The organism is Peribacillus acanthi (assembly GCF_003073175.1).
Lineage (GTDB): Bacteria > Bacillota > Bacilli > Bacillales > DSM-1321 > Bacillus_BN > Bacillus_BN acanthi.
In genome coordinates this window covers 20,068-43,446 of record NZ_QBBX01000007.1, presented here as the reverse complement: position 1 = coordinate 43,446, position 23,379 = coordinate 20,068, and the positions used below count along the sequence as shown (strand labels likewise).

The 23,379-nt window shown below is 36.4% G+C and carries 17 protein-coding genes and 1 pseudogene; 2 read left to right on the top strand and 16 right to left on the bottom strand.

Features of this window, described 5'->3' with window-relative positions:
• Nucleotides 1-38: 38 nt before the first annotated feature.
• From ltrA to DBX25_RS08685, 3 genes are all read right to left on the bottom strand, one after another.
• Nucleotides 39-1,850, bottom strand: a complete 1,812-nt coding sequence (gene ltrA, locus DBX25_RS08700) for a group II intron reverse transcriptase/maturase (protein ID WP_476704049.1) — start codon at nt 1,848-1,850, stop codon at nt 39-41.
• A gap of 827 nt (nt 1,851-2,677) precedes the next feature.
• Nucleotides 2,678-3,055: a YciI family protein gene (locus DBX25_RS08695; protein WP_240620216.1), complete on the bottom strand. Its 378-nt coding sequence runs from the start codon at nt 3,053-3,055 to the stop codon at nt 2,678-2,680.
• A gap of 357 nt (nt 3,056-3,412) precedes the next feature.
• Nucleotides 3,413-3,892 carry a hypothetical protein gene (locus DBX25_RS08685; RefSeq protein WP_108670399.1) on the bottom strand — a complete coding sequence of 160 codons (480 nt, stop codon included), beginning with the start codon at nt 3,890-3,892 and terminating at the stop codon, nt 3,413-3,415.
• Nucleotides 3,893-4,136: 244 nt separating this feature from the next.
• On the opposite strand from DBX25_RS08685, the gene DBX25_RS08680 reads away from it, so the two are divergent.
• Together DBX25_RS08680 and DBX25_RS08675 are read left to right on the top strand one after the other, a co-directional pair.
• Nucleotides 4,137-5,354, top strand: a complete 1,218-nt coding sequence (locus tag DBX25_RS08680; protein WP_108670398.1) for a methyltransferase domain-containing protein — start codon at nt 4,137-4,139, stop codon at nt 5,352-5,354.
• 118 nt (nt 5,355-5,472) lie between these two features.
• Nucleotides 5,473-6,768: an MFS transporter gene (locus DBX25_RS08675; RefSeq protein ID WP_108670397.1), complete on the top strand. Its 1,296-nt coding sequence runs from the start codon at nt 5,473-5,475 to the stop codon at nt 6,766-6,768.
• 190 nt (nt 6,769-6,958) lie between these two features.
• Here the strand turns inward: DBX25_RS08675 and DBX25_RS08670 are convergent, their stop codons facing one another.
• The 13 genes and pseudogenes from DBX25_RS08670 to DBX25_RS08610 form a co-directional block, all read right to left on the bottom strand.
• Entirely contained in the window at nt 6,959-7,798 is an 840-nt protein-coding gene (locus DBX25_RS08670; RefSeq protein ID WP_108670396.1) for a tyrosine-type recombinase/integrase, read from the bottom strand.
• An 83-nt stretch (nt 7,799-7,881) separates the two neighbouring features.
• Nucleotides 7,882-8,109 (bottom strand): annotated as a pseudogene (locus tag DBX25_RS08665) (aminoglycoside phosphotransferase family protein); the annotation flags it as partial.
• 148 nt (nt 8,110-8,257) lie between these two features.
• Entirely contained in the window at nt 8,258-9,322 is a 1,065-nt protein-coding gene (gene mtnA, locus DBX25_RS08660) for an S-methyl-5-thioribose-1-phosphate isomerase (RefSeq protein WP_205685200.1), read from the bottom strand.
• Nucleotides 9,323-9,334: 12 nt separating this feature from the next.
• Nucleotides 9,335-10,558, bottom strand: a complete 1,224-nt coding sequence (gene mtnK / locus DBX25_RS08655; RefSeq protein WP_108670394.1) for an S-methyl-5-thioribose kinase — start codon at nt 10,556-10,558, stop codon at nt 9,335-9,337.
• A 34-nt stretch (nt 10,559-10,592) separates the two neighbouring features.
• Entirely contained in the window at nt 10,593-11,597 is a 1,005-nt protein-coding gene (locus DBX25_RS08650) for an ABC transporter permease (protein WP_108670393.1), read from the bottom strand.
• Nucleotide 11,598: 1 nt separating this feature from the next.
• Entirely contained in the window at nt 11,599-13,083 is a 1,485-nt protein-coding gene (locus DBX25_RS08645; RefSeq protein ID WP_108670567.1) for a sugar ABC transporter ATP-binding protein, read from the bottom strand.
• Nucleotides 13,084-13,202: 119 nt separating this feature from the next.
• Nucleotides 13,203-14,324, bottom strand: coding sequence for a sugar ABC transporter substrate-binding protein (locus DBX25_RS08640; RefSeq protein ID WP_108670392.1), 1,122 nt, complete (start codon nt 14,322-14,324; stop codon nt 13,203-13,205).
• Nucleotides 14,325-14,691: 367 nt separating this feature from the next.
• Complete coding sequence (locus DBX25_RS08635; RefSeq protein WP_108670391.1) at nt 14,692-15,480, bottom strand: GNAT family N-acetyltransferase; 789 nt, start codon at nt 15,478-15,480, stop codon at nt 14,692-14,694.
• A gap of 196 nt (nt 15,481-15,676) precedes the next feature.
• Nucleotides 15,677-17,308: a sensor domain-containing diguanylate cyclase gene (locus DBX25_RS08630; RefSeq protein ID WP_108670390.1), complete on the bottom strand. Its 1,632-nt coding sequence runs from the start codon at nt 17,306-17,308 to the stop codon at nt 15,677-15,679.
• 162 nt (nt 17,309-17,470) lie between these two features.
• A complete protein-coding gene (locus DBX25_RS08625; RefSeq protein WP_108670389.1) occupies nt 17,471-18,325 on the bottom strand; it encodes a dimethylarginine dimethylaminohydrolase family protein in 855 nt (284 codons plus the stop codon).
• Nucleotides 18,326-18,359: 34 nt separating this feature from the next.
• On the bottom strand, nt 18,360-19,055 hold the full coding sequence (locus DBX25_RS08620) for a YqcI/YcgG family protein (RefSeq protein ID WP_108670566.1): 696 nt from the start codon (nt 19,053-19,055) through the stop codon (nt 18,360-18,362).
• Nucleotides 19,056-19,235: 180 nt separating this feature from the next.
• Nucleotides 19,236-21,374 (bottom strand): YhgE/Pip family protein, encoded by a 2,139-nt coding sequence (locus DBX25_RS08615; protein WP_108670388.1) that lies wholly within the window; start codon nt 21,372-21,374, stop codon nt 19,236-19,238.
• A gap of 647 nt (nt 21,375-22,021) precedes the next feature.
• On the bottom strand, nt 22,022-23,359 hold the full coding sequence (locus tag DBX25_RS08610; RefSeq protein ID WP_108670387.1) for a YjiH family protein: 1,338 nt from the start codon (nt 23,357-23,359) through the stop codon (nt 22,022-22,024).
• Between the last annotated feature and the right edge of the window lie 20 nt (nt 23,360-23,379).

Sequence of the window (23,379 nt, the reverse complement as noted above, 5' to 3'; positions counted from 1 at the left end):
TTCTATGTATTAAGCAGACGAGTGCTGTATTTCCAATGTTAGATTATTTCATTTTGACATTTTAATCGAAGTTTATTTACTTTTTCTCTTTGCTTAGAGTTAAGCTTTAAAGTTGCTAGAAGAGTTTCAATTTTAACCTTGTCTTTTAGATGAATCAGTTGGTGAATAGCTTTATCCACAATAATTAAATTTGAATAGCTATCATCTTTTGAAAGGTGAAATGGGGTAATGTGATGACAATGCCATTCATTAATCCCTAACTCTACTCCTAAAATGGCACACTTACCATATTGGGCAATGAACTTACTGATCCTGTTGTCATTATATTCAATAGATCGATTTGGAATGTAGTTTCTCATGATGTAAGAAAGCATAGTTTTATCAATTGCCTTCAGACTATTGTGTATTCTTGCTCTACCTTCGGTAGTATAGTTACAAGTCTGTTGGGAAAAACAAAGTGTATTTTTCCAACGTTGAGCATGGATAGGCACAAAAACCATTCCTTGTATCCTGAATAGTTTAGTCTTGTAATCCTTGTACCTTTTCTGTAAGGTCTTAGTCATATCATGAAAAATTGCCTCTGTTCTAATATTCTTCAGTTGATTATATAACGTTCTGCGTAAATGAGAGTTTAACTCATTAAGATTAATTGTAATTTGAGTAGCGACAGAGTAATAATTTTGAATCCCCATAACTACAGTATTGAAATTCCAAACAGTCTGTATGCTCGGCTTTTTCTTGACTACTTTTATGGCTTCCTTAATCTTCTGGAATGCATTTTCTTTCGCCTTATTAGACATATCAGACCTAGCTACATAGCCAAATCTTGTTTTTCCTTTTCTAATGGCTTTTATTGAAAAACCAAGAAACTCGGAAGAGTTCTTCTTTAAGTTGATAACCCTAGATTTCTCTTCACTCGTTTCTAGATGTAATCTGTTTTTCAAAAAGTCTTTCACTGCATAATTTATTCTAATTGCCTGTGACCTTGTTCGGCACATTACTTTAAAATCGTCCGCATAGCGGACGATAAAGCATTCTTTTAAAGCTGTTTTCTTTAGGAACTGATACTTACTTCCATTGGTTGAGTATGTATATCTACTTTTAAACGTTTCCCATTGGTCACTGACCCACCAATCCATTTCATTTAATACAATGTTGGATAATAAGGGAGACAAAATTCCTCCTTGCGGGGTTCCTCTGCTTGGGATACCCTCTCCTTCTATTTCTGCTTTTAAAAGTCTAGATATAATAGAAAGAAGTGGTTTGTCTTTTATGCCAAGTGACCACATTTGTTTTAGTAACTTACTATGATTCACGTTGTCAAAGAATCCTTTTATATCTACATCGACACAATGGTAAAGTCCAGCTTGATTAATAAGAAATTCAAGCCTGGTTTTGGCATGATGAGTGCTGCGATTCGGTCTGAATCCATAACTATGTTTATGGAATTTAGCTTCACAAATTGGCTCTAAGATTTGAAGAATGCATTGTTGGAAGATTCTATCCCAAATTGTTGGAATCCCCAATGGTCTTGTTTTTCCTTTTCCTTTCGGAATGAAAGCACGCCTTACTGGTTGTGGTTCATACCATTTGAACATAGCTTGAACCTTTTCAATTACATCTTCCACTGACAAATATAGAATATCATCAATTTTTAATTTATCTGTGCCCGCAGTTTTGCTACCTGAATGTCTTTTAATGTTTCGGTAAGCAAGTCGTATATTATCATCAGAACTCATTAATTCCGTTAAGTCATAGAAGTGATAACCACTGACACTTTGAGCGTATAGTTTGTCAAAACAATCTTGCATACTATAATACTCATTGTGTCTCAGTTTCTTCCGTTTCAATAAGTCGGCAACTCCTTTCGGAGTTAAACCTCTTTTAGTCTCACGAGAACCTTATTAATCGTTAAAGAACTGTCTTACATGGTTGAATAAATCTTCATTTAGTCTAGTGGCTATCCCTCCATGTGGATTAGACATTTCATTGGTACTGTACCACCACTTTCACTGATACAAAGGCAAGTTATGCAATAACTACTATCATTAATGGTTTCCTTGCCACCGTTTCATCGGAAGTAAGTCCTCCACGTTATCAGCTTACAACGTTGAATTATATCTATTATAGAATGAACTTAGGTGCTTCCTTTAAGCCTGTTAGTATTCATACGCCTGTAACGTATCATGGATTTTCATATTAGCTATTTTTACTCATCCACATCTAACCTCACAATTTGGTGATATACACATTTCTATGTATCGCAGTTATAGACCCGTACATTCAGAAGTTCGTCAGCTTAACCTTTTATTGTAGGTTTATTCGCATTCTCACCGTATTCATTCAACACAAGCATCATGATTTACACCACCCCCGCGGGTAGGCTTTCGTCAGCCGAACTGGTACGGTAAATTCTCACGCCTTTTCACCGAGCTTATAACACTATCATTCTTACTAAATCCAGTGCCATTCGATTAAGAGAGAACCCTTCAAGGCGTTACCCTATCATTTGATTCTTCGATATAATCCTTCAGTTCCGAAAGGAACTGTCTAGCCTTTATCAGAGTAATGTGACCATCCTCCATTTAAGCTAGAAACATTTCGCACAGCTAACCTGCCCCGTTTGTTCAATAAGAAAAATGCATTCCTTGTTAAATGAATGCAAGGTTTCTATCTTCTATTCGCTCTTTTCGAAGTAATGGACTGGACGAATTTCTATCCTCCAGCCTAACTCCTCACCAGCATCTAACTGTGTGGTGGGATGTAAGGAAGCAATACGAATTGCTTCTTCCATATCATTTGCCTCAATTAGGAACACACTTCCTATCATCTCGTTGGTTTCGACTAATTGGTTGTTCATAACCTTAACCTTCCCATTCTCACGGCGTAAGGATTTGACTACCTTTTCCACACCGACGTCCATCATCACTTGACCGCTGTTATAAAATCGCTGGAGATGGGGGCTGCATTCGCTCATAATAGCTTCGATCTCACCATTGGTACGTTCATTCATTTTCTCTGGTTGAAAGTAACCTATACACAAAAATTTCATCATAAAATCTCCTTTAAATTGGATTATTATTTCATTGACGATTCTTGTCCATTGAGAATTTCTACGAGTATTAAATATTTCCTACTTGAATTATCCTGACCCTTCAGATAAATAAGAATTATACAGTTAGTAATTTCTATTTCTAACCTTTAATTTTTTATAAAGACGGTAATAGAAATCACAACACAATAAGTGAAGAATATCCACACAATCACGGGGAAAATCAAATACAATAAGTTCATTATATTTTGAAATGGAAATGGTAGTTTATCGCCCTTCATAGCAAAAGCATAATCATAAACAAAGCCAAGTGAAACAAAAAATATATATACAGCAAAAACACTTATACTCTTATATCTCTTAGCTATGCCGAGAATGGCACTCAACGTTAAACCCTTCTTCTTCACAATATTCTAAGAACGGCTCTTCCCATCCATTAAAGCCTTCCTCTGCATAATCATAAGGTAATGCATAATTTAGATTACATAACCAAGTATCTTCAGGTTCGTTCCACCTCTCAGTTATACCCCCGAAATTCTGAAGTAAAAGTACATGATCAGGGTGAAGAGACTTCGTATTATCTTTAAGGTAAACCGGTTCTTCACAAAGCCAACCCATTGAATCACCAACATACCCTGTCCAACCAAAGAGTTCATATGTTGTATTTTCATATTGGACCTTCGTTATCCTGGCCTTTTTCAATAAACTAGTTAGTAGTGGAAATGTATTTTCAAATTCTATAGAGCCTTGAAAATGTCTTTCACCAATTACCAATAGTTTTTTAGGTTCTCTAAAAAACCAAGTTATATTTGACAAAAAATCCTGTAGATCTTTAGTCATTGTACGACCTCCAAACATTTTACATGTCTATCCTCAATAGTAATTCAACTTTTTCCCTATCATTCCTTTTGCACTAAGAAAATAAAAAAAGTCACACTAACCCTAGGTAATAAAATCCATCTTAGCCTTTATCTCATACCCGTTACTACTAAATAGTTTTAATTAATATTTCTCATTTTTGTAGGATTTTTTAACTCGGAAAAAGAACTACTCCTTATAAATAATTTGTACTGGTGATGATACGATGAGAATCGGTAAATTTGGAGAAGCGAATAAATTAAGTATTGATACAATTAGACACTATATGGATTTAGGATTAATCGTGCCCGAAAAGAAGGGTGGGCAGTACTATTTTGATGGGCGATGTCAAAATGATTTAGAGCTTATTTTGGAATATAAAGCGATGGGTTTTAGTTTAAATGAGATTAAAATGATCTTTCTTTATAAAAAAATTGGGAAATTTACGGATTATGAAAAAGATACCTACTATCAATCTCTGTTTTTGGATAAATACGAGAAGTTGGAACAGGAAATAAATAATTTAGTAAAAAGTAAAGACAAACTAACGCAGAAATTGGAAGATATATCAGTAAAATCTGCGGAATCTAGCTCAATGATGGGGATTGATTTAAAAGTACTTGATATACTGAAATGCTTAAATTGTAGTGAATCACTCACCCTTCAAGCTGGGATGATCAGTAGGAATCAGATTCTGGAAGGAAAACTAACCTGCAATTGTGGAGAAGAGTATTCTATTGAATCGGGTATATTAAGTATCGGTAAACCATTCCAGTCTATCGCCGGAATTTCTTTTGAAAATAATATTCCCGAATATATTCATGAAACAGACCCAGGTTTTTTAGAAAATCTAAATATAGGACTTCACTGGGCAAAAAGAAAGCTTGGTCAAGTTGATTTGCATAATAAAGTACTACTTGAGTTAGGAACAGGAGCTGGATTCTTTTTGCGAAATATTTATCAAGAATTGCCAGAGGATTGCCTATATATTGCTGTTGATCGCAATTTGGAGCGGCATCGATTTTTAAAAAGTGTGCTTGAAAAGATTGATATCAAAAGAAGGGTTCTTTTTATTTGTACAGACTTTTTAGACATTCCTATACAGAATCATTCTGTCGATATGGTAATCGATCAATCGGGGACAAGCAATTATAGCTTTTCTCATGAGAAGTTTTTGCTTCTTCAAGTGGATTCCCTAGTTAAACCCGACGGATATTTATTGGGGTCCTATTTTGGTTTTGAAAATTTCAGTCACAAAAGCAAAATCGAACCCAAATATAGAGATAACTTTTCAATAAATAAAATTCAGAAAAACATTAGAGAGTTAAAGTACATTATCCTGGAGGACAGGACTTCTGAATCTATTGATAAAGGCGGAAGGTACGAGGATTTCTTTGTACAGGGTGAAGTGATATGTACCTATACGTGTTTTGGAAAAAGGTAGGGTAAACCCTATCTTTTGTATTTTCCCTCTAAAAATTTCATTGAATCTATATATTGATATTGGGTCCACCCTACGACTTAAACTTTATTTTAAAGAAGTGAAGCGAGGTGGATGATTCATGAACGTATTACAAATAAGTATTAGTGGGGAAAAGGACCGAAATGAAATAAAAAACCTATTCCTCTATTCTATAGGGAAGACCGTTTCGATATTTGGTACAGCTATTTATAATTTTGCGTTAGGTTTATATGTATTAAAGCTAACAGGGTCGGCGTTAAGTTTTGCAGTTACCCTCATATTAGGAATTATTCCAATGATTATTATTAATCCGTTTGCTGGAGTGATTGCTGATAAATTCAATAAGAAGACAATAGTTGTTTCGATGGACTTGGCTAACGGAGTGTTGTTAGTTTCTGTTTATGTGTTAAGTAATATATTTGGATTAAATCTATTTCTTATTTATGCTACTACCTTTCTGATGACATTGTTTACTACCTTCTTTGGGGTAGGGCTGGAAGCAGCTAAGCCTAACATTGTATCTGAAAAAATGTTGATGAATATTAATTCCATTAGTAAAATAATTGATTCAGTCTCCTCTATTATGGGTCCAATGCTAGGGGGAATTGTGTTTGCGATTTTCGATATTAGAACTTTTATTATCATAAATGGAATATCCTTTATCTTTTCCGGATTATCGGTGATGTTTATTAATTTCAAGCTTTTCAATTATCATTCAAATGAAGATTCTTCTGGTGGGAAAATTCATATTATTAGAGATATAAAGGATGGATTTCATTATTTGTTAGAAAGAAAGAGTATCATGAATTTGTTTATCCTTTTAATTTCATTAAATTTCTTTCTCGGTTTTGCTGTGACTATTCCATTACCATATATCATTAATACAGTTCTTGAGCTAGGTTCAAAGGAATTTGGTATTATCCAAGGGGCTTTCCCCGTAGGTATGATTTTAGGGGCTGTAATGGTAAAAAAAATCACTAAAAGAATATCCTATTCCTCTCTCTTAAAGTATTTAAGTTTTTCCTTATCGATTTTTATGATCATCACAGGATTCCCAGTCATGCTGGGAGGTTTTCCAATAGATCCTATTTTTTATATCGTTTTTTACAGCGCTGTCATGTTCTTTTTTGGGGCCATCGTGGCGTTAATCGATATACCGATTTCTTATTTCATGCAAAAGGAGATTCCAGATGAATATAGGGGTAGAGTAATCAGCATTGGTATTAGTATAGGGAAAACGATGCTTCCTCTGGCGATGCTTACTTCAGGAGTTCTGTTAAACTTAATTCCATCTTATATCATGCCAATTGCAGGTGGAATGCTATTCCTTCTATTCAATATACGTTCCTCGACTAAGTTAAACATTGAACTTACTTCAGAAAAAACAGGTACTTAATATGTATTTTCCAAAGGAAAAGTGCCAGGTACCTTCCAAATTTCTGATTGGTGGTGTCTGGTACTTAATCTTCATTTCTCAACCTCCTATATTCCTGTTCTATACAATACCTGATGTTTTCGTGTAAGGTTTGTTTGAACAAATCTCCGCTAGTACAATAAAAAATGCTGCCATTACAGCAATTGAGTAATTAAAAAAACTTTTTATACAATTCACGTCTCAGTTGTCCACTTAAATAAGCATACACTCTAGTTGTTTCGCTCTTTTCATGTCCTAATAAATTTTGTATTACTTCTAAAGGTGCTCCATTATTAATTAATGTAGTAGCGTAACTATGTCTTAATTGATGTGGATGAATACACTTATTGATTCCTGCTCTTTTTGAAATCTGTTTTATTACGTATCTCATTTGTGCAATGCTCATCCGATGTGGTGCCCTAATTGTAACAAACAGGGATTGTTGATCATCAGTTCTCTCTTCTAAGTACCTTTTTAACCAAATACTACATCTTGTGTTGAAATATACTTCTCTTTCTTTTTTCCCTTTTCCAAAAACAATAACAGACTGTTCTGAGAAATTAATTGACTGTCTATCTAAGGTTGCAACCTCTCCTATTCGACAACCAGTGGAATACATAAACTCAAATAGCGCTTTCTCAAAAGTAGTATCACAAGCTTCTCGTAGTAATTCAATTTCTTCTTCTGTTAAAAACTTAGGGATCCTAATATCAAGCTTAGGCTCTTTTATTACTGATACTGGATTGGTTACAACATAATTCTCATCTTGAGCCCATTTAAACAGAGATTTAAGAAATCGGATCCGATGGCAAAGACTAGAAGCTTTCAATTCAGTTGCCACTTTTCCAAGATATAGTTTAATAGATTGTGTTGTAAACTCAGTTATTTTTATATCACCAAAATAATTGATTAATAAGGATAATTGGACACTATACGCTTTTAATGTTTGAGTAGAATAGCCTTGAATTTGCTTATCTGCTTTATATAGACTCCAAGCTTCAGATACAATCATAATTAACTACTCCCTGTTCTTTTTACAGGCAGTATTCACATAATAACAAAATTTATACTAGTTAAATATTTTAATATTCACTTAGATCTACCTTTGATAAACTCCATTATGATAGCTTGTTTACCATCTATTTTAGTAACATCTATTATTTTTGGTACAGGAAGCCCAAACGAATAAGCATATTTTTGTTTATCGGCTTCAATTAAAGATACCGTTTCGGTCAAGTAGTCATTAAATATTTTATAGATCCTGTTTTTATAAAGAAATATTTTTGCTGTATTCCCTATTGCTATCGGAGTCCCTAAATTCATTAGTTTATCTCTCCTTCATTTTGACTAAATAACAACAACTGTAATATTTTATTCAACCTCTTTTTTTAGAAACCTTTGTTCAACTCCCTCATCTAAGTACAAAAAAGGATGGCCTGCAATCTCCAAGACCACCCTACATTCTATTAACCTAATTTTTGAACATCTTTGGCAAACTCTCTTCAAACGGAGCATACGCAATCCCATTTTCAGTAATGATTCCAGTGATTAAACTATGGTCAGTCACATCAAAGGCTGGGTTGTATGTTTTGACATCGTTGGGCGCTATTGGCTTTTCATACCATGTTGAAGTAATTTCCGTTGATGGACGCAGTTCGATGTGGATGTCGTCACCGGTCTTACACTCTAAATCTACTGTTGATAGTGGAGCACATACATAGAATGGGACGTTATAATGCTTTGCTAAAATGGCAACTCCCGATGTTCCAATCTTATTGGCAGAATCTCCATTCAACGCTACACGATCACATCCAACTAATACAGCCTGGATCTTCCCTTCCTTCATGACTATAGAAGCCATATTATCACAAATAAGCGTCACATCGACTCCCGCTTCTTGTAGTTCCCAAGCGGTAAGACGGGCACCTTGCAATAATGGTCTCGTTTCATCCGCATAGACCTTAAAGTCATAGCCTTTTTCTTGCCCAAGATAAATCGGAGCCAATGCAGTTCCATATTTAGCAGTCGCAATGGTTCCAGCATTACAGTGAGTCAATATCCCCCAACCAGGTTCAAGGACTGACAAAGCGTATTGTCCAATGGATTCACACACTTTTTCATCCTCGGCACGAATCAACTCCGATTCCTCACGTAAAGCTTCTTTTACGTCTGCTACATTTTTACCTTCTTCTTTTTTAAATCGATTATCCATACGGTCTAGAGCCCAAAATAGGTTCACAGCTGTAGGGCGGGATGACGCAAGATATTCCTTTACCTTTAAGAAATCTTGATATAATTCTTCATACGTAGAAGCAGAAGACTGTTTCGTTCCTAAGTATACTCCATAGGCCGCTGCAATCCCGATGGCTGGTGCACCACGAACCTTTAATAGATATATAGCATCCCAAATATCCTTCATTTCTTTTAGCTCAAGAAACTTCTTTTCATTCGGAAGTAAGGTTTGATCTAGTAAAACGAGCGTATCCCTCTCGTCATCTAGTCTTACGGATTGAATTACGTCAACAGGTTTTCCCATCATGATGCCTCCTTAGAATTGTTGCGAGAACTTACGGATTACCTTAGCAAAATCTTCTCCATCCTTTATGGAATCTCTCTCCAGAATATACGTTTTTCCGATAGATAAACAGATTTTTTCAGCTAGTGTTCTAGATTCAGCGTTTGTAATCGAAGTTATATCCTTAACGTGTGCTAAACCAATGATGCGACGACAAAGCTCTAAGCCTGCAACTGCTGCTGTATCTCGTAAGATGGAATCAAGGTAATATTCCTTAAATCCTTCAGATTTAGCAGTTCGGTCTAATACATTCTCATCAAACAATGTATTGAACTTCACTTTATATAAATCAACAACATCTATGATCGTATTTTCCAAATACTCTAACTGATCCATTTTCTCTTGGTCATCAGAAATCATAAACTTTGCATTCGCATGGGCAAAAATCAGATTAGCAATTACATTCCCTATGTCATAGCCCGCTGGACCATAGAATGCAAACTCAGGATCGATGACCTTAGTAGAATCTTCCTTGATAAAAATTGAACCTGTATGCAGATCGCCATGTAATAGAGACTGTGCATGGGTCATAAATTCAAATTTTAATTTTGCCGTTTCCAAGGCTAGAGCTTTATCTGCCCAAATCTGTTCTTTAACAAAATCAAGTGTACCTTCAAACACGTCATTTCGAGGGCAATCATAGAATGGCTCTGTATAAACGAGATCTTCAGTGATTTCACAAAGCTCTGGATTGATGAAGCTTTTTACTAATTCTTTCTTTTGCTTATGCTCCATGACAACATCACTTGTTAATAAAAGTGTTTTCGCCATAAATGTTGAAATATGATCAGCAAAAAGTGGGAACTTCTTATGCTTCAACAATGCCGTCCTCATAATTTCATGGTCAGATAAATCATCCATTACACAGCAATTCATGATTGGATCGTAGTGATAGACCTTGGGAACAAAGCCGGGAGCAATATCGAATTGCAGCTTAAGAATTTCACTCTCGATACGATTGCGATCCGGAGATAGTTTGAATTCATCAGAGATCCTAGCTACAGGTCCAGCTTGCTTAATGATGATAGATTTACCATTTTTTTCATCAATGACCTTAAACACATAGTTCAAGTTGCCGTCCCCAATTTCTTTACAGCTTAACTCCGCATCCTCTGCAAAAATATCGAGCTTCGTTGTCGCATATAAAATTGCATCTTCTTCTTTCATGGTAAAATACTCTTTTGTAAAAACTGACATCATCTATCCCTCCATGAATGTATCTGATTGTTCATTAATGTTTTTGTTTGTAATACGTTAAGGCTAGTGCAAAAGCTAAAACAGTTCCTTTCACAATATCCATCGCATAATACGGGACAGACATCATGACGAGTCCATTTTGAAGAATTCCGATCAACACAGCACCTACAAAAGTTCCAAACGCATTGGGCTTACCTGCTCCTAAAACGGAAAAACCAATAAACGCTGCCGCTACTGAATCCATTAAATAAGGTGCTCCTGCATTGATTTCAGCCGTCATTACACGAGAAGCAAGCACGATACCGCCTATGGCTGCAAAGAAAGCAGATAGCAAGTACGCAGCTACTTTATATTTATTGACTGGAATACCTGAAAGTCTTGCAGCTTCAATATTCCCACCGATTACATACATATATCTTCCATGCTTTGTATAGGTTAGGAACACATGCACGACTGCAACAACGAAAATCATGATGATAATAATCCAAGGTACTTGACCAATTTTTGAAAACATTTGGCTTATGACTCCGGTAGAGAAGGTTCCGTCTGGCATTACCATGTTTTGAGATACAGATGCACCTTTTGTATAGGTCAATGAAATACCTTGAATGATGAACATCATCGCTAACGTCATCAGCATATCCGGTATCTTCATTTTGACAATCATAAATGAATTAAGGGCACCTACAATCAGAGCAGCAACGATAGCAGAAAATATGGCTACAGCGGTGTTTTGGGAAAACCATACGAACATTGAAATGACAACAGCATTAGAAAGACTCGCTACTGAACCAACCGATAAATCAAAACCATTTACTGATAATGAAATCGTAATGCCAATTGCAATTATGGTTACAATCGAAATCGAACGAAGAATATTGACGATATTATTTCCTTGTATAAAAGATGGATTAGATAAAGCAAACACCGCTATCAAAACGATAATTGTAATAATCGTTCCGTATTTATATAGAAAATCAAACAAATCAAATGATTTTTTTTGTGGGATGTTGGTTGGTACAGGATTCGACACGTTCATCCTATTTACCTCCTGTTGAATAGAATAGAAGTTCTTCTTCTTTTGTTTCGCTAGTTACTAGTTCTTTTGAAACTTGTCCATCATATATGACATATACACGATCAGTAATCCCGATGATTTCTGAGAGTTCACAGGAAGCATACAAGATACCCTTTCTGCGTTCCGCAAGTCCTGCAATCAATTCGAAAATGTCCTTTTTGGCCCCAACATCCACCCCTTTAGTTGGTTCATCAAAAATATAGACGTCAGCATCGGCAACTAGCCATTTTCCTATCGCTACCTTTTGTTGATTTCCACCGGATAGGTTTTTCACCCGCGTTTCTTCAGATGGCGTTTTAATTCCAAGACTTCCAATGATTTCTTTCGCTTTTTTCTTTTCGCCTTTAAAATCTAGGAATCCAAATAGCCTTGTAAAAACCGTTAAGTTCGCAGCAGAAAGGTTTGAAGTCACCGTCTCTTCTACTAAAATGCCTTCTTTCCTTCTCTCTTCAGGAACTAAAGCGATCCCATGTCTCACTGCATCATGCGGGCCACTAATTTTTAATTTTTTCCCTCTTAATCGGATTTCACCTGATGAGATTTTGGAAGCACCAAATAATGCTTTACAAATTTCCGTCTTACCGGCCCCAACAAGACCAGCAAGTCCCACGATTTCACCTTCACGGACATTCATGCTAATCTGGTGTATTTTTTCTTCGTCATGTAAATCAATCACCTCATGAATGGTTTCTCCAGGTATTACGTTAGATTTCGGAAATTGCTCCTCTAACTTTTGACCAAGCATTTGTTCAACTACACGACTCGGATTGCTAATTGCTATTTTTTCTTTTATTACAAATTCACCATTTCTCATTACGGTAATGGCATCACAGATTTCGAATAGCTCTGGAAGCCTATGTGAGATAAATATGATTCCAACATTTTTATTCTTTAATTCTCTAACTATACGAAACAACTCATTCGTCTCTGAATGACTAAGTGGTGCAGTTGGCTCATCCAAAATTAAGTAACGACATTGCCTTGATACAGATCTAGCTATTAAGACCATTTGTTTTTCAGCTAGAGTTAACTGGCTTACAAGTTTTTTAGAAGGCACGTGAACATTCATACTCGATAGAATGGCCGTGGCTTTACGGTGAATTTCATTCCAAGAAATAAATTGTTTCCTGCCCATTTCATTAACCGTCTCACTGAGCATAATATTCTCACCAACAGTTAAATTGGGGACCAATGCTGTGTCCACTTCTTGGTAAACAATTTGAATTCCGAGATTTTGGGCATCCTTTGGCGAACGAATATCTACTTGATGACCATCCAAGAAAATATCTCCTGTATAATGTGTATACGCTCCAGAAAGTACCTTCATTAAAGTGGACTTCCCTGCACCATTCGCACCAATCAGCGCATGTGCCGTACCGGTTTCTGTAGTAAAGGAAACATTGTCTAATGCTTTAACTCCAGGAAATTCAATGGATATATCTTTCATTTCTAGATTATGCTTCTCCACACCATTCCCCACCTTTTAGAAGGAATATACAATCAAAGGAAACACCCTCTTACCGAAAAAATAAGAGAGTGTTTCCGATTTTTCTATCAAACTAGTATCTATTTCTTCGTATAATGTTCTTTTAATACTTTCATCCATTCTTCTTCAAACTCTGAAGATTTTCCCCAGCCTTCGATGATATTTGCCAAGTTCACCATATTGACAGGTTCTTTTGATTCTTGCAGTTTTTCACCAGATACTAGAGCAGCTTCTAAGTCATACGTTTGTGGAGTTTCTTCACCAGCAAGCTTTTTAGCTAAAAGTCTCATGTTGATTTCACCAATCAGTTTCGGATCAACAGCTGCTGTGTATTTCCATGGACTATTTTCTTCTTGAATTAATTGAAGGTCAGCATTAGATACATCAATTCCATAAATCTTGATTTCATCTCTGCCAGCTTCTTTAATGGCACGAGCAGCACCAATTGCAAACGCATCCCAAGTAGCAAAAATTGCATCGATACTTCCTTTTGGATGTTTATTTAACATTGCTGCTACCGCATTTTGCGTTTGTACGGATGTATCAGCAGCCGCCACACCAAAGCGCTCTACTTCTTTTATTTCTGGATTTGCCGCTAATACTTCTTTATATACATTGTTACGTCTTACCATTGGTGGGAATCCATCTACCCAAAGGTAAACGATATTCGCTTTGCCATTATGATCCTTCACTAATTGATCAAGCGCTAAGGTTGCTAGTGCTTCATCGTCTTGGGAAGTTAAGGTTACCCCTTCAACTTGTGCTAAATCGCCATTAGAATCAAAGGTGACTACACTTTTCCCTGCTTCAGTTAGTTTCTTAACATCCTCCACAGTGGCTGCATCATCACCATGAGAAATAATGAACCCGTCATAATCTTCTTGAAGTCCTTGTGCAATCGCATCATGGAACTTTGCTGTATCACCATTAGCCGTAAACACGTCAACTGTAAATCCTAGCGCTTCCCCTTCCGCTTTAGCTCCAGCTAGGAATTGAGCAGTATGATCATCTCCACCAATCTTGCGGATTACTTTAATCTTTGCACCTTCGCCATTAGCAAAGCGCTCAGGCACGTTTTCAAACGAGACTTTCTCTTCTCCTTTTGTAGGAGAGGAGGATCCCGATCCCCCTGCACAGCCAGTTAACAATAAAGTAGCTGCTATTGCTGAAACAAAGGTGCTTTTAAAAAAGTTCTTTTTCATACTACTTCCCCCTTTTTTAAGCATATGGATGCCTGTATCTTTTTTGGTTTTCATCAGAAAAGGTAAACGCTTCCATTTTGTATATTTTAAATTATCTAAATATTAGCATGTAAAAATAGCATCATACAATGATTATTTTGTATTCAACACCTTTGTCATGTTTTTTATTTTGGATTTTTTGGTTTTAATCTTTGTCTTATGTGGGATTTCACTAACATTATATGTTTTACCATAATTCTCTAGAATGAACGGAGTAAATTATTCATCATCCAAATAAAAAAAGACTGACTCAATCACTAGATTTAGTACCTTATCTTGAGAAAAAGGTAATTTTCTAGTGATTGAAGTCAGCCTAAATTTGTAAGATTTAACGAAACATCGTCCACATTCCTATATCCCTAAATCCTAAACGCTTATAGATTCTTCCTGCTTCGGGATTGTCATAAAATAAACAAAGAACTTTATCTTCCTCCAAAACGTCTTGAACAAGCTGTTGCATAACGACGCTAGCCAATCCTTGTCTTCGATAATCCTTAGAGGTACATACCCCTACAATCATGGCTGAGATTGAGTTTTCAGCAGTCGTGGACGCTGTTGCTGCCATTTTATTGTTTACTTCTATATAGTAAGTACGACCTGTGTGAGATTCTATCCCTTTAACAATCATTTCTTTCGCCCTTGGATTGGGAATAAACTCATCGATGGATGCTCGAAGTGCAATCAATTCATCGACACGATCCAAACTTAAGAGTTTAACCTCATCATGTTTTTGGGAAGCACCAGTAAAGTCATCCTTTGTACATTCACAAAAATACGTGACTTGTTTTTTTCCCACTTTTCCTTCTAGGTATGGTTCTAATTTTTCAACTACCTTAGAAACACCTGAAAGAGCTGCATATTCTGGATCGTTTAATATGATTTCTGCAAAAGCTAAGGCATTAAAATCTCCCTTAGCATATGGAATATAAGAATTGTAGTAGCGCAAAAGAACAGCTATTAACTCATCTTTTTCATTGAACTCTCCCCATAAATCTTGGTTTTCGTTATCATACCCTAACGCTTCAATGTCCCCGATGATAAACAGATTTAATGAAGGCTCTTCCTTCAAGTACTCGATAATCATATTATGATCGTTGTTTCTTAGCTTTCTCATCATCTAATCTCCACTCCTACCCTATCCCAAAAGATGTTCCATTATTATACATCCCTTAATGTCAGAAATAAACAAATTTTTAGAATCTATTATGATCTAATTGCTTAGAAATATATTTTTAAATTCGCTTCGCTCATAAACTAAAAAAACATGCCACAGTCATATCGGCATGCTTTTTTTCGATAGCATCTTTTATTATTCAGTATTCACTGTCTTTCATATTCTGATTGTGGTATGTTACTTTATTTTTACCTGAGTTTTTAGAGGCGTACAGTGCCTTATCCGCAAGTTGCAAAACATGGTCTGGGTTAGAATGATCAACAGACCATAACGCCCCGCCTATACTACAGCTTATAGTAATAGTATATTTGGACAGATTGAAAGGCGTGTTCAAATTTCGAATAATGGTCGAAACGATCTCACTATGATTATCAGCTGAGTCGAGTACGATAACAAATTCATCCCCTCCCAACCTTGCCAAAAAAGCATGATCAGGAATTGCCTCTTTAATCCTCTGTCCAACATGAATCAATAGCTGATCCCCCATATGGTGGCCATACTCATCATTGACACGTTTGAACCCATCCAAATCCATAAATAACATCATATATGACTTTCCACTACGATTCTCTTTCATTAGAAAATCTTGAATATATTGATTTAGAGCCATTCGATTCGGCAGCCCAGTCAATTCATCATGATGGGCTATGGTTTGCATTTTTCCTAGTGCACTCTCTGTCTTGGTCAATTCACTTACCAGTTCCCTCAAAGTTGATGATAATACTTCAATATCTTTTATCCCTGTCTCCACTGGTATAGTAGCAATCTTCCCTGTTTTTAAAAGTCTTGCTGCCTGTTCAATATTAAAAAGTGGCTTTGAAATCCTAGAGGATACAATCCAACCAATGAAGGCAAAAATGATGGATGAGATAATTCCAATCGTCAAGATAAACCTTTGTAGATTTTTAGAATCAACAAATGCGAGTTCCTCTGGTTGTCTTACAATAACTGTCCAACCTAATCCATTATAATCCTTGTATCCTGTACCATATGCAAATCCTGTCACATAATCATTCCCATCTGGCCAAGTCACCAAATCCCAACTATTCTTTTGCATATCAAAGTCTATACCCTCTAGCTTCAACGGTTTGCCGATTAAATCTTTTGGTCCTAAAATGACGGTCTTATCTTTTTTACTGACAATGAAAACCTCAACGTCCTCTCTAGTCCCTTTTAACGGTTCTAAAATGGATTTCTTGATTTCCTCTGTCCATTCCCAACTGAAATGGGCAGCCAACACACCTATAAATTGATTCTCGTTATTCATAATTGGAGTACTTATATCCACGAACTGTAACGGTTCTCCCGTTGGATTAGGAAGTAGTTTTGATAAAAGGACCGCATCGTGTACATCACCAATAAAAGGTTTGGAAAGAGCATTTTGAAATACTGGTCTTTCTGAAATATCGGCTCCTTTTAATATTCCATCTGTTGCAACTAAAACCTGACCCTTTTCATTTGTAAAACCCACCCATGAAAAGGATGGAATACTCGTTTTCAAATGGTTTAGTATCTGTTGTATCTCCTGTGGATTTTCTGGATTCTTGAACGTTTCTAATTCACCTAATATTTGTATTTCACTATAACGTGACCACATAAAGTAATCCAATTTATCTACCATTTGATAGGCTACTTCCGAAAGAGAACCACCTACCTCTCTTTTCAGTACAGAAGTAGAAAAACTTCCGATTGCATAGCTCAAGATTGCGGTTAAAATAAAAACACCTATCGCAAAACAAATTGCAAAATAAGCTCTTAATCTAATAGACACTAAATTCTCCCCAATTCCCTTACTTAAGAGTCATTCTTATTAAGTACAAAAAATTCCCATAAAACCATTTAACAATTCATTTTATCAAAGAATGAAAACCTTTTCAGCATAAAAAACAACGGTGTTCTACCGTTGTTAAGACAAATCAATGAAGTTTTTTTACTACTTTCTGACGAGTGGCATACTACAACATCTAAATGAACCACCTGACTTTATGATTTCAGAGAAGTCCACTTCAATAATTTTAAATCCTCTTTGTGAAAGCTTTCTATTTATTTCTCGATTCTGAGGTAAGCTACATATTACTTTATTGCCTAAAGAAAGTATGTTGGTGCCTAGAGAAAACTGTTCACTCTCACTCAATTCAATCAAATCGTAGTGGGAGGCTAACAACTGAAGTTCCTTGTTTGAAAAAGCCTTCGAATATACCAAAGCTTCATCTGGTGAAACAATGTTGAACACACAATCTAAATGTAAATATTCTTTTTTAAATGGAATTCGGTGTAAACGATAGTCTGGTAAAAATGTCTGTAATTGAGTAATAGCTGCTTGTGACGTCCGATTACTAACACCTATGTAGAGATTCTTTCCATCTACCAAAACATCACCGCCTTCAATTCTTTCCTTAGTTAATTCTAAATGAGAGAATTTATACTGTTTTAGCCATTTTTTTAGGATAAGTTCTTCTCCTTTTCTTATGTTGCATCCCATCTCCGAAACAAACACCTTTTTGCCTATCGTAAATCCAATATCTCTTGTAAAAACTTGCTCAGGGTAATCGGGCAATGCTGGTAAAAAGAAAACTTCAACTTGATGCTCCTTCAAGACATTGACGAATTCATCATGCTGCTTTAAAGCTATTTCAACGTTGATATTTTCCTGAACATAGTGCTTTTGTGTTTCATTGATCACTTCAGAAATTTGCATAAATACGGGTGGACAGAGCAACACTTTTTTCAGCTGACCATATTCGCTTTCGCATGATAATGTGAAAGATGATGGTAAAATGAAAGACATTTCTTACCTCCTGCTTGATTGGTTTCTAATTAGCCTACATAGTCTTATGGGAAAAAGGACATTTGCCTTCAATTGGTTTAATATCATCACCTATAAAATATTGTTTCCACTCTCTATGCTCTGGATCTCCATAGTGACTGATGTTAGGATGCTTAGGGAGACCATCCCACTTCTCCACGCGTTCACGCACTTTCTCTCGCGACATGATTCCACCTTTGCTTGTACCTTCTAGACCCTCAAAAATTCTACGTGGCTGAAAACCTAAGATAAGGCTTTTTCCTAAATCTCTCGTTTTACGTTGTTTATAGGCAGGAGCATTCCCAAACACGAAAAACGCCTCTTCTGCGAAAGAAAAAGCCCAAAGGTGGTGATCTGGATCTGTAGGATAGTCCTTTGGCCATGGACAATCATCCTGTTCATGCAAATACTGAAGGACATTCCAAAAACATAGTCTGTAATGTTCAAGGTCCTTCTCTTCTGATTCAGGTTCAACAAACAAAAAGAAGCCATGACGAATTAACGGTTGATCTGTTTCAAATAGATCAATGAATTCCTTTAATGTTTGAGGTAAGTGTGACCAATCATTTCTACTAATATAGGAATATCTTAATTCACCTTTATTTTCAGCAGCCATCCCAAAATAACAGGGAAAAGTCCGGTCGGTAACGACTTCATGGAATCTCTCATACTCTTTTAATACCCACTCAGGAACCAATTTAGGATTTCTCATATCTTCCTTTGTAAACAAATAACTTTTAGTTGCTTCCAACAGTATTCACCTCAAAGATTCTTAGTTTCCCCTCTCTTTCCCTAGACGTCATCGAAATAAACTCAATAAAGACAAATTACAAAGTCTAAACAAAAAAGAGGCATCCAAAAGATTGAAAAATCTTTTAGACACCTCTTACTATTATGCTGCTAAAGAAAGCTCAGCTTTACTCTTCTTGAAACTGAAAAGAAAGACACCTAGAGACAATACCGCAAAGCCTACTAGGTAGAAGAACAATACTGTAGCATTGGATGCTAAGAAGCTAGTATCACCTAAAGAAATAATGGACTTAAATCCTGTATTCGAATAGGTCAATGGCAAGAATTTACTTAGTACTTGAAGATTCTCTGGTAGCATCGGGATTGGAAGGTTCGATCCTGTTGTAGATAATTGCAATACGATGAATGCAAGAGCAACAAATCGTCCGATATTTCCTCCCAACGTAACTAAGAAGAAGACCATGGACATGAATGCTAGACTTGTAAAAACAGAGAAGCCAACAAATAAGAAAGCGTTTTCAACTTTTAATTGCAAGAATAAAAGAGAGAAAAGAGAAACTAGCACTCCTTGTGCAACTGCAAATAAAGATACTTTCATAAGCTTGCTTACGTACCAACTCATCGCTGAACTCGGTAAACCAGCTGGTTTTTTGAAATCGATAATGAAAGAAAGAATTAAAGCTCCTACAAACAGTGCAAGTGACAATACGTAAGGGGCAGTTGAATCACGATAGAATTCAAACCCATTTACTTTTTCACCTGTCAAATTCACTGGAGATGAGAACATACTGATGTTCGCATCACTTACTTGAATTTTGCTCATTTCATCCGCTCCACCAGCTAAACCATCAGACAATTGCTGACTTCCAGATTGCAGCTGTTTTGCTCCGCTATCCAGTGTAGTTACGCCCTCGGTCATGACTTGCCAACCTGAAGCAACTGTCTCGTTACCTGAACTGATTTGTGATAGTCCATTTTGCAGGCTAGCAACTGCACTAGTCATTTTAACCCAGGAATTAGCAACAGAAGCATTCCCATTAGCAACTTGAGAAGCACCAGCTTTTAAGTCAGAGATACCATTGCCAATTGCCTTCTGCCCTACAACTAACTCTGACAACCCAGAGGCCAATTTTTTCGAGCCTGGAACTGCTTCTTTGGCAATCCCTGCAGCTAAACTATCTGCTCCTGCTTTTAATTGATTTGCTCCATCCACTAGACCAGGCATTTTCCCGGATATCGCTTCACTAGTTCCTACAATTCTTAGAAACTCTGGATCTGTAAGGAGTTCAGGATGCTTTGCCAAATACCCCTTTAATAAAGCAGTGAGACCTTGTGAGCCATCTGACAATTGTTTTGCACCAGTAGCCAAGTCACCCGTTTTTGATGCTAGTAGAGCACTACCAGGCATAATTTTAGATTCTAATCCTGTAGCTAACGCCTTTCCTCCCGTTTCGGCTGACTGTAGACCAGCTAAAACCTTGGCCGATCCTTCCTGTAATTGTCCAGCCCCTTGGTCAATTTGTTTGGAACCAGCGGCCAATTTATTGATATCCCCCGTTCCACCTTTAATGGAACTCAATAGCTGCCCTGCCCCATTTTCTGCTTTTTGCGAACCATCCGCAAGTTTTTGAATATCAGCTGATTTATCTGTTAATGATTGCAATAATTTCCCTGTACCATCTGATAATTGTGTTGTACCATCATAAATTTTCTGAGAACCCTCTGCTCCCGTTTTGAACCCATTCGAGATATCACCAAATCTGGTAAATAAATTATTTGCATATGTTTCTGTAATTTTATTACCTAATTGCTCACGAATTTTTTCGGTAGCACTTCGTGTGACCTGTGCTGCCATGAAATTTAATCCTTCATTTTGGACATACTTTAATTCCGGAACTTGTGGATTTGCATCCAAAACAGTAGTGACCTTTTGTGAAAAATCTTCTGGAATTTCAATGACCATGTAATACTTTTGACTATCTAATCCCTTTTGAGCTTCTTCTTCCGAGACAAACTCCCATCCCAAGGTATTCGTCTTCTTTAAATCTGCTACTAAATCTTCTCCCACATTGATTGGCTTATCCCCTGATGTACCACCTTGATCCTTATTGACAACTGCTACAGGCAAGTTGTTCAAGTAATCGTATGGACCCCAAGTTGAAGACAGCAATATAGCTGCATACACCAATGGAATCAACAAGACCCCCAACAATGAGAACAGCAACCCTTTTTGCTCCTTGAGCTTCGAAAGCTCCATCCCTAACAAGCGAAAAGCGTTCATACATAACCCCCGTATCATTATATATTTTGCAAGAAGAAAATGAATGGTTATTCAGTTTCTTCTTAATCTATAATATTCGGAATTTTAGGACAAAATTCCTGCTACGATAGTTACATGGGTGATTGTACTAGAAAAAGATTTTTCGACACTAACTAAGATTTAGATTCCTCCCACTGTTGTAAGTCTTGTTATATCTTAAATAATCTTACTTATGCTCACAATAAATTCTACGAAGGATTGAATTTCTTCCCGGAAAACAAGCGTTAGCTCCCAAACATAATCAATTTACTATTGTATACTCTGGATTAAGTATCATTTCCCCCTCCCTTTTCTGATAAATTAATGTTTTGTGAATCATAATGAAACTTTCCGCTTGTTTTTACAGATTTTCGTTTTTTATGGGGAATTTTCGCTTCTTCTACAAAATTTTCGTTTTTCACGGAAGATATTTGCTTTTTTAGATTAATTTATGATTTTAAATATCCTGATTCATTTTTTAGAAAGTAATCCGTAACACCGCATTTTTGTACCGATAAATGATTCTTCCCTTGTAATATTGTGGTCTTGCAGGAAATAACCCACACGTATACCCCCAAAAAAAGAAAATGACCCAAAGCAAGTTGTTTGAGTCATTCTCTTAAAATTTTTTATAAAAGTAGATAGGCAATTGGAGCAGTTAATAGAATTGTTAAAACAACCCTTTCGAACCAAATCACTACTAATTTACCGATAGATAACGGAATTTCTGTTGATAAGATACATGGAACCAAGGCAGAAAAGAAAATAATAGAAGATACTGACACGACTGCCATAACAAATTTCGTCACTAAAGCTGCTTCCGTTACTAGTAAGGCAGGTAGAAACATTTCTGCAATGGATACAGCACTCGCTTTAGCTGCTAACATGGGTTCAGGTAGTTGAACAAGAGCGGTGAATGGATAAAATACATATCCTAAAATATCAAAAACCGGCGTGAACTCAGCTAAGATCAAACCAAGTAGACCAACGGACATGATGGATGGAAGAATTCCCATAGTCATAATAAATCCGTCTTTTAGGTTATCCCAAATATTTTTCTGAAGACTTGGTGCATTTTCTGCAGTAATCATCGCTTCCTTCCAAGCATGCTTCACTCGGTCTTTTTTAATGATGACTTCCTTGTCACCCTCCATGCCCTGATAGTACTCATCGCTCATTTTGGAAAGTGGCCAGATGCGAGTGGTAATTGCTGTTACGATGAACGTTACCACGAAGGTTACCCAGAAATATGTGTTCCACATTTCCATCAAGTTCAATGTTTTTGCTACAACAATCATAAAGGTAGCCGAAACGGTAGAAAAACCCGTTGCAATTATCGCTGCTTCTTTAATAGAATATTTTCCTTCTTTGAAAACACGGTTTGTGATAAGTAAACCTAATGAATAGCTACCAACAAAGGAAGCTACTGCATCAATGGCAGATCGTCCTGGAGTCTTCCAAATCGGACGCATAACAGGCTGCATAAAAATTCCGATGAACTCTAATAATCCATAGCCTACAAGTAATGCAAGGAAAACAGATCCGATTGGAACGAGTAAACCTACTGATATGACTAGTTTATTGTATAAAAATGGTGCCATATTCGGAGCGAAAAACCACTCTGGACCTACATTAAATACAAGCATAATAGCAGCAACAAGACCAAATACCTTTAATACAGAAAAGACAATAGTGACCTTATCTTTCTTCCAGGTTTTAGCTACGAATGGATATAATGCACCCATTAATATGACAATTAAAGCATAGTATGGAAGTACACTAGGCACCTTTAGCTGGATAAAGCTTACGATATGATCCAGCATAATCGATGATTTTCCGTTTAATGTGATTGGAATAAAAAACATAAAAATTCCGATAGCGCTAAAAATGAAAAACTTCGTGATATTACTTGCACTCGTTTTTGGTGCCAATTCGTGTTGTAGGTTTCTTACAGGTTGATTTTCCATCCCTATTCCCCCTTAATCCT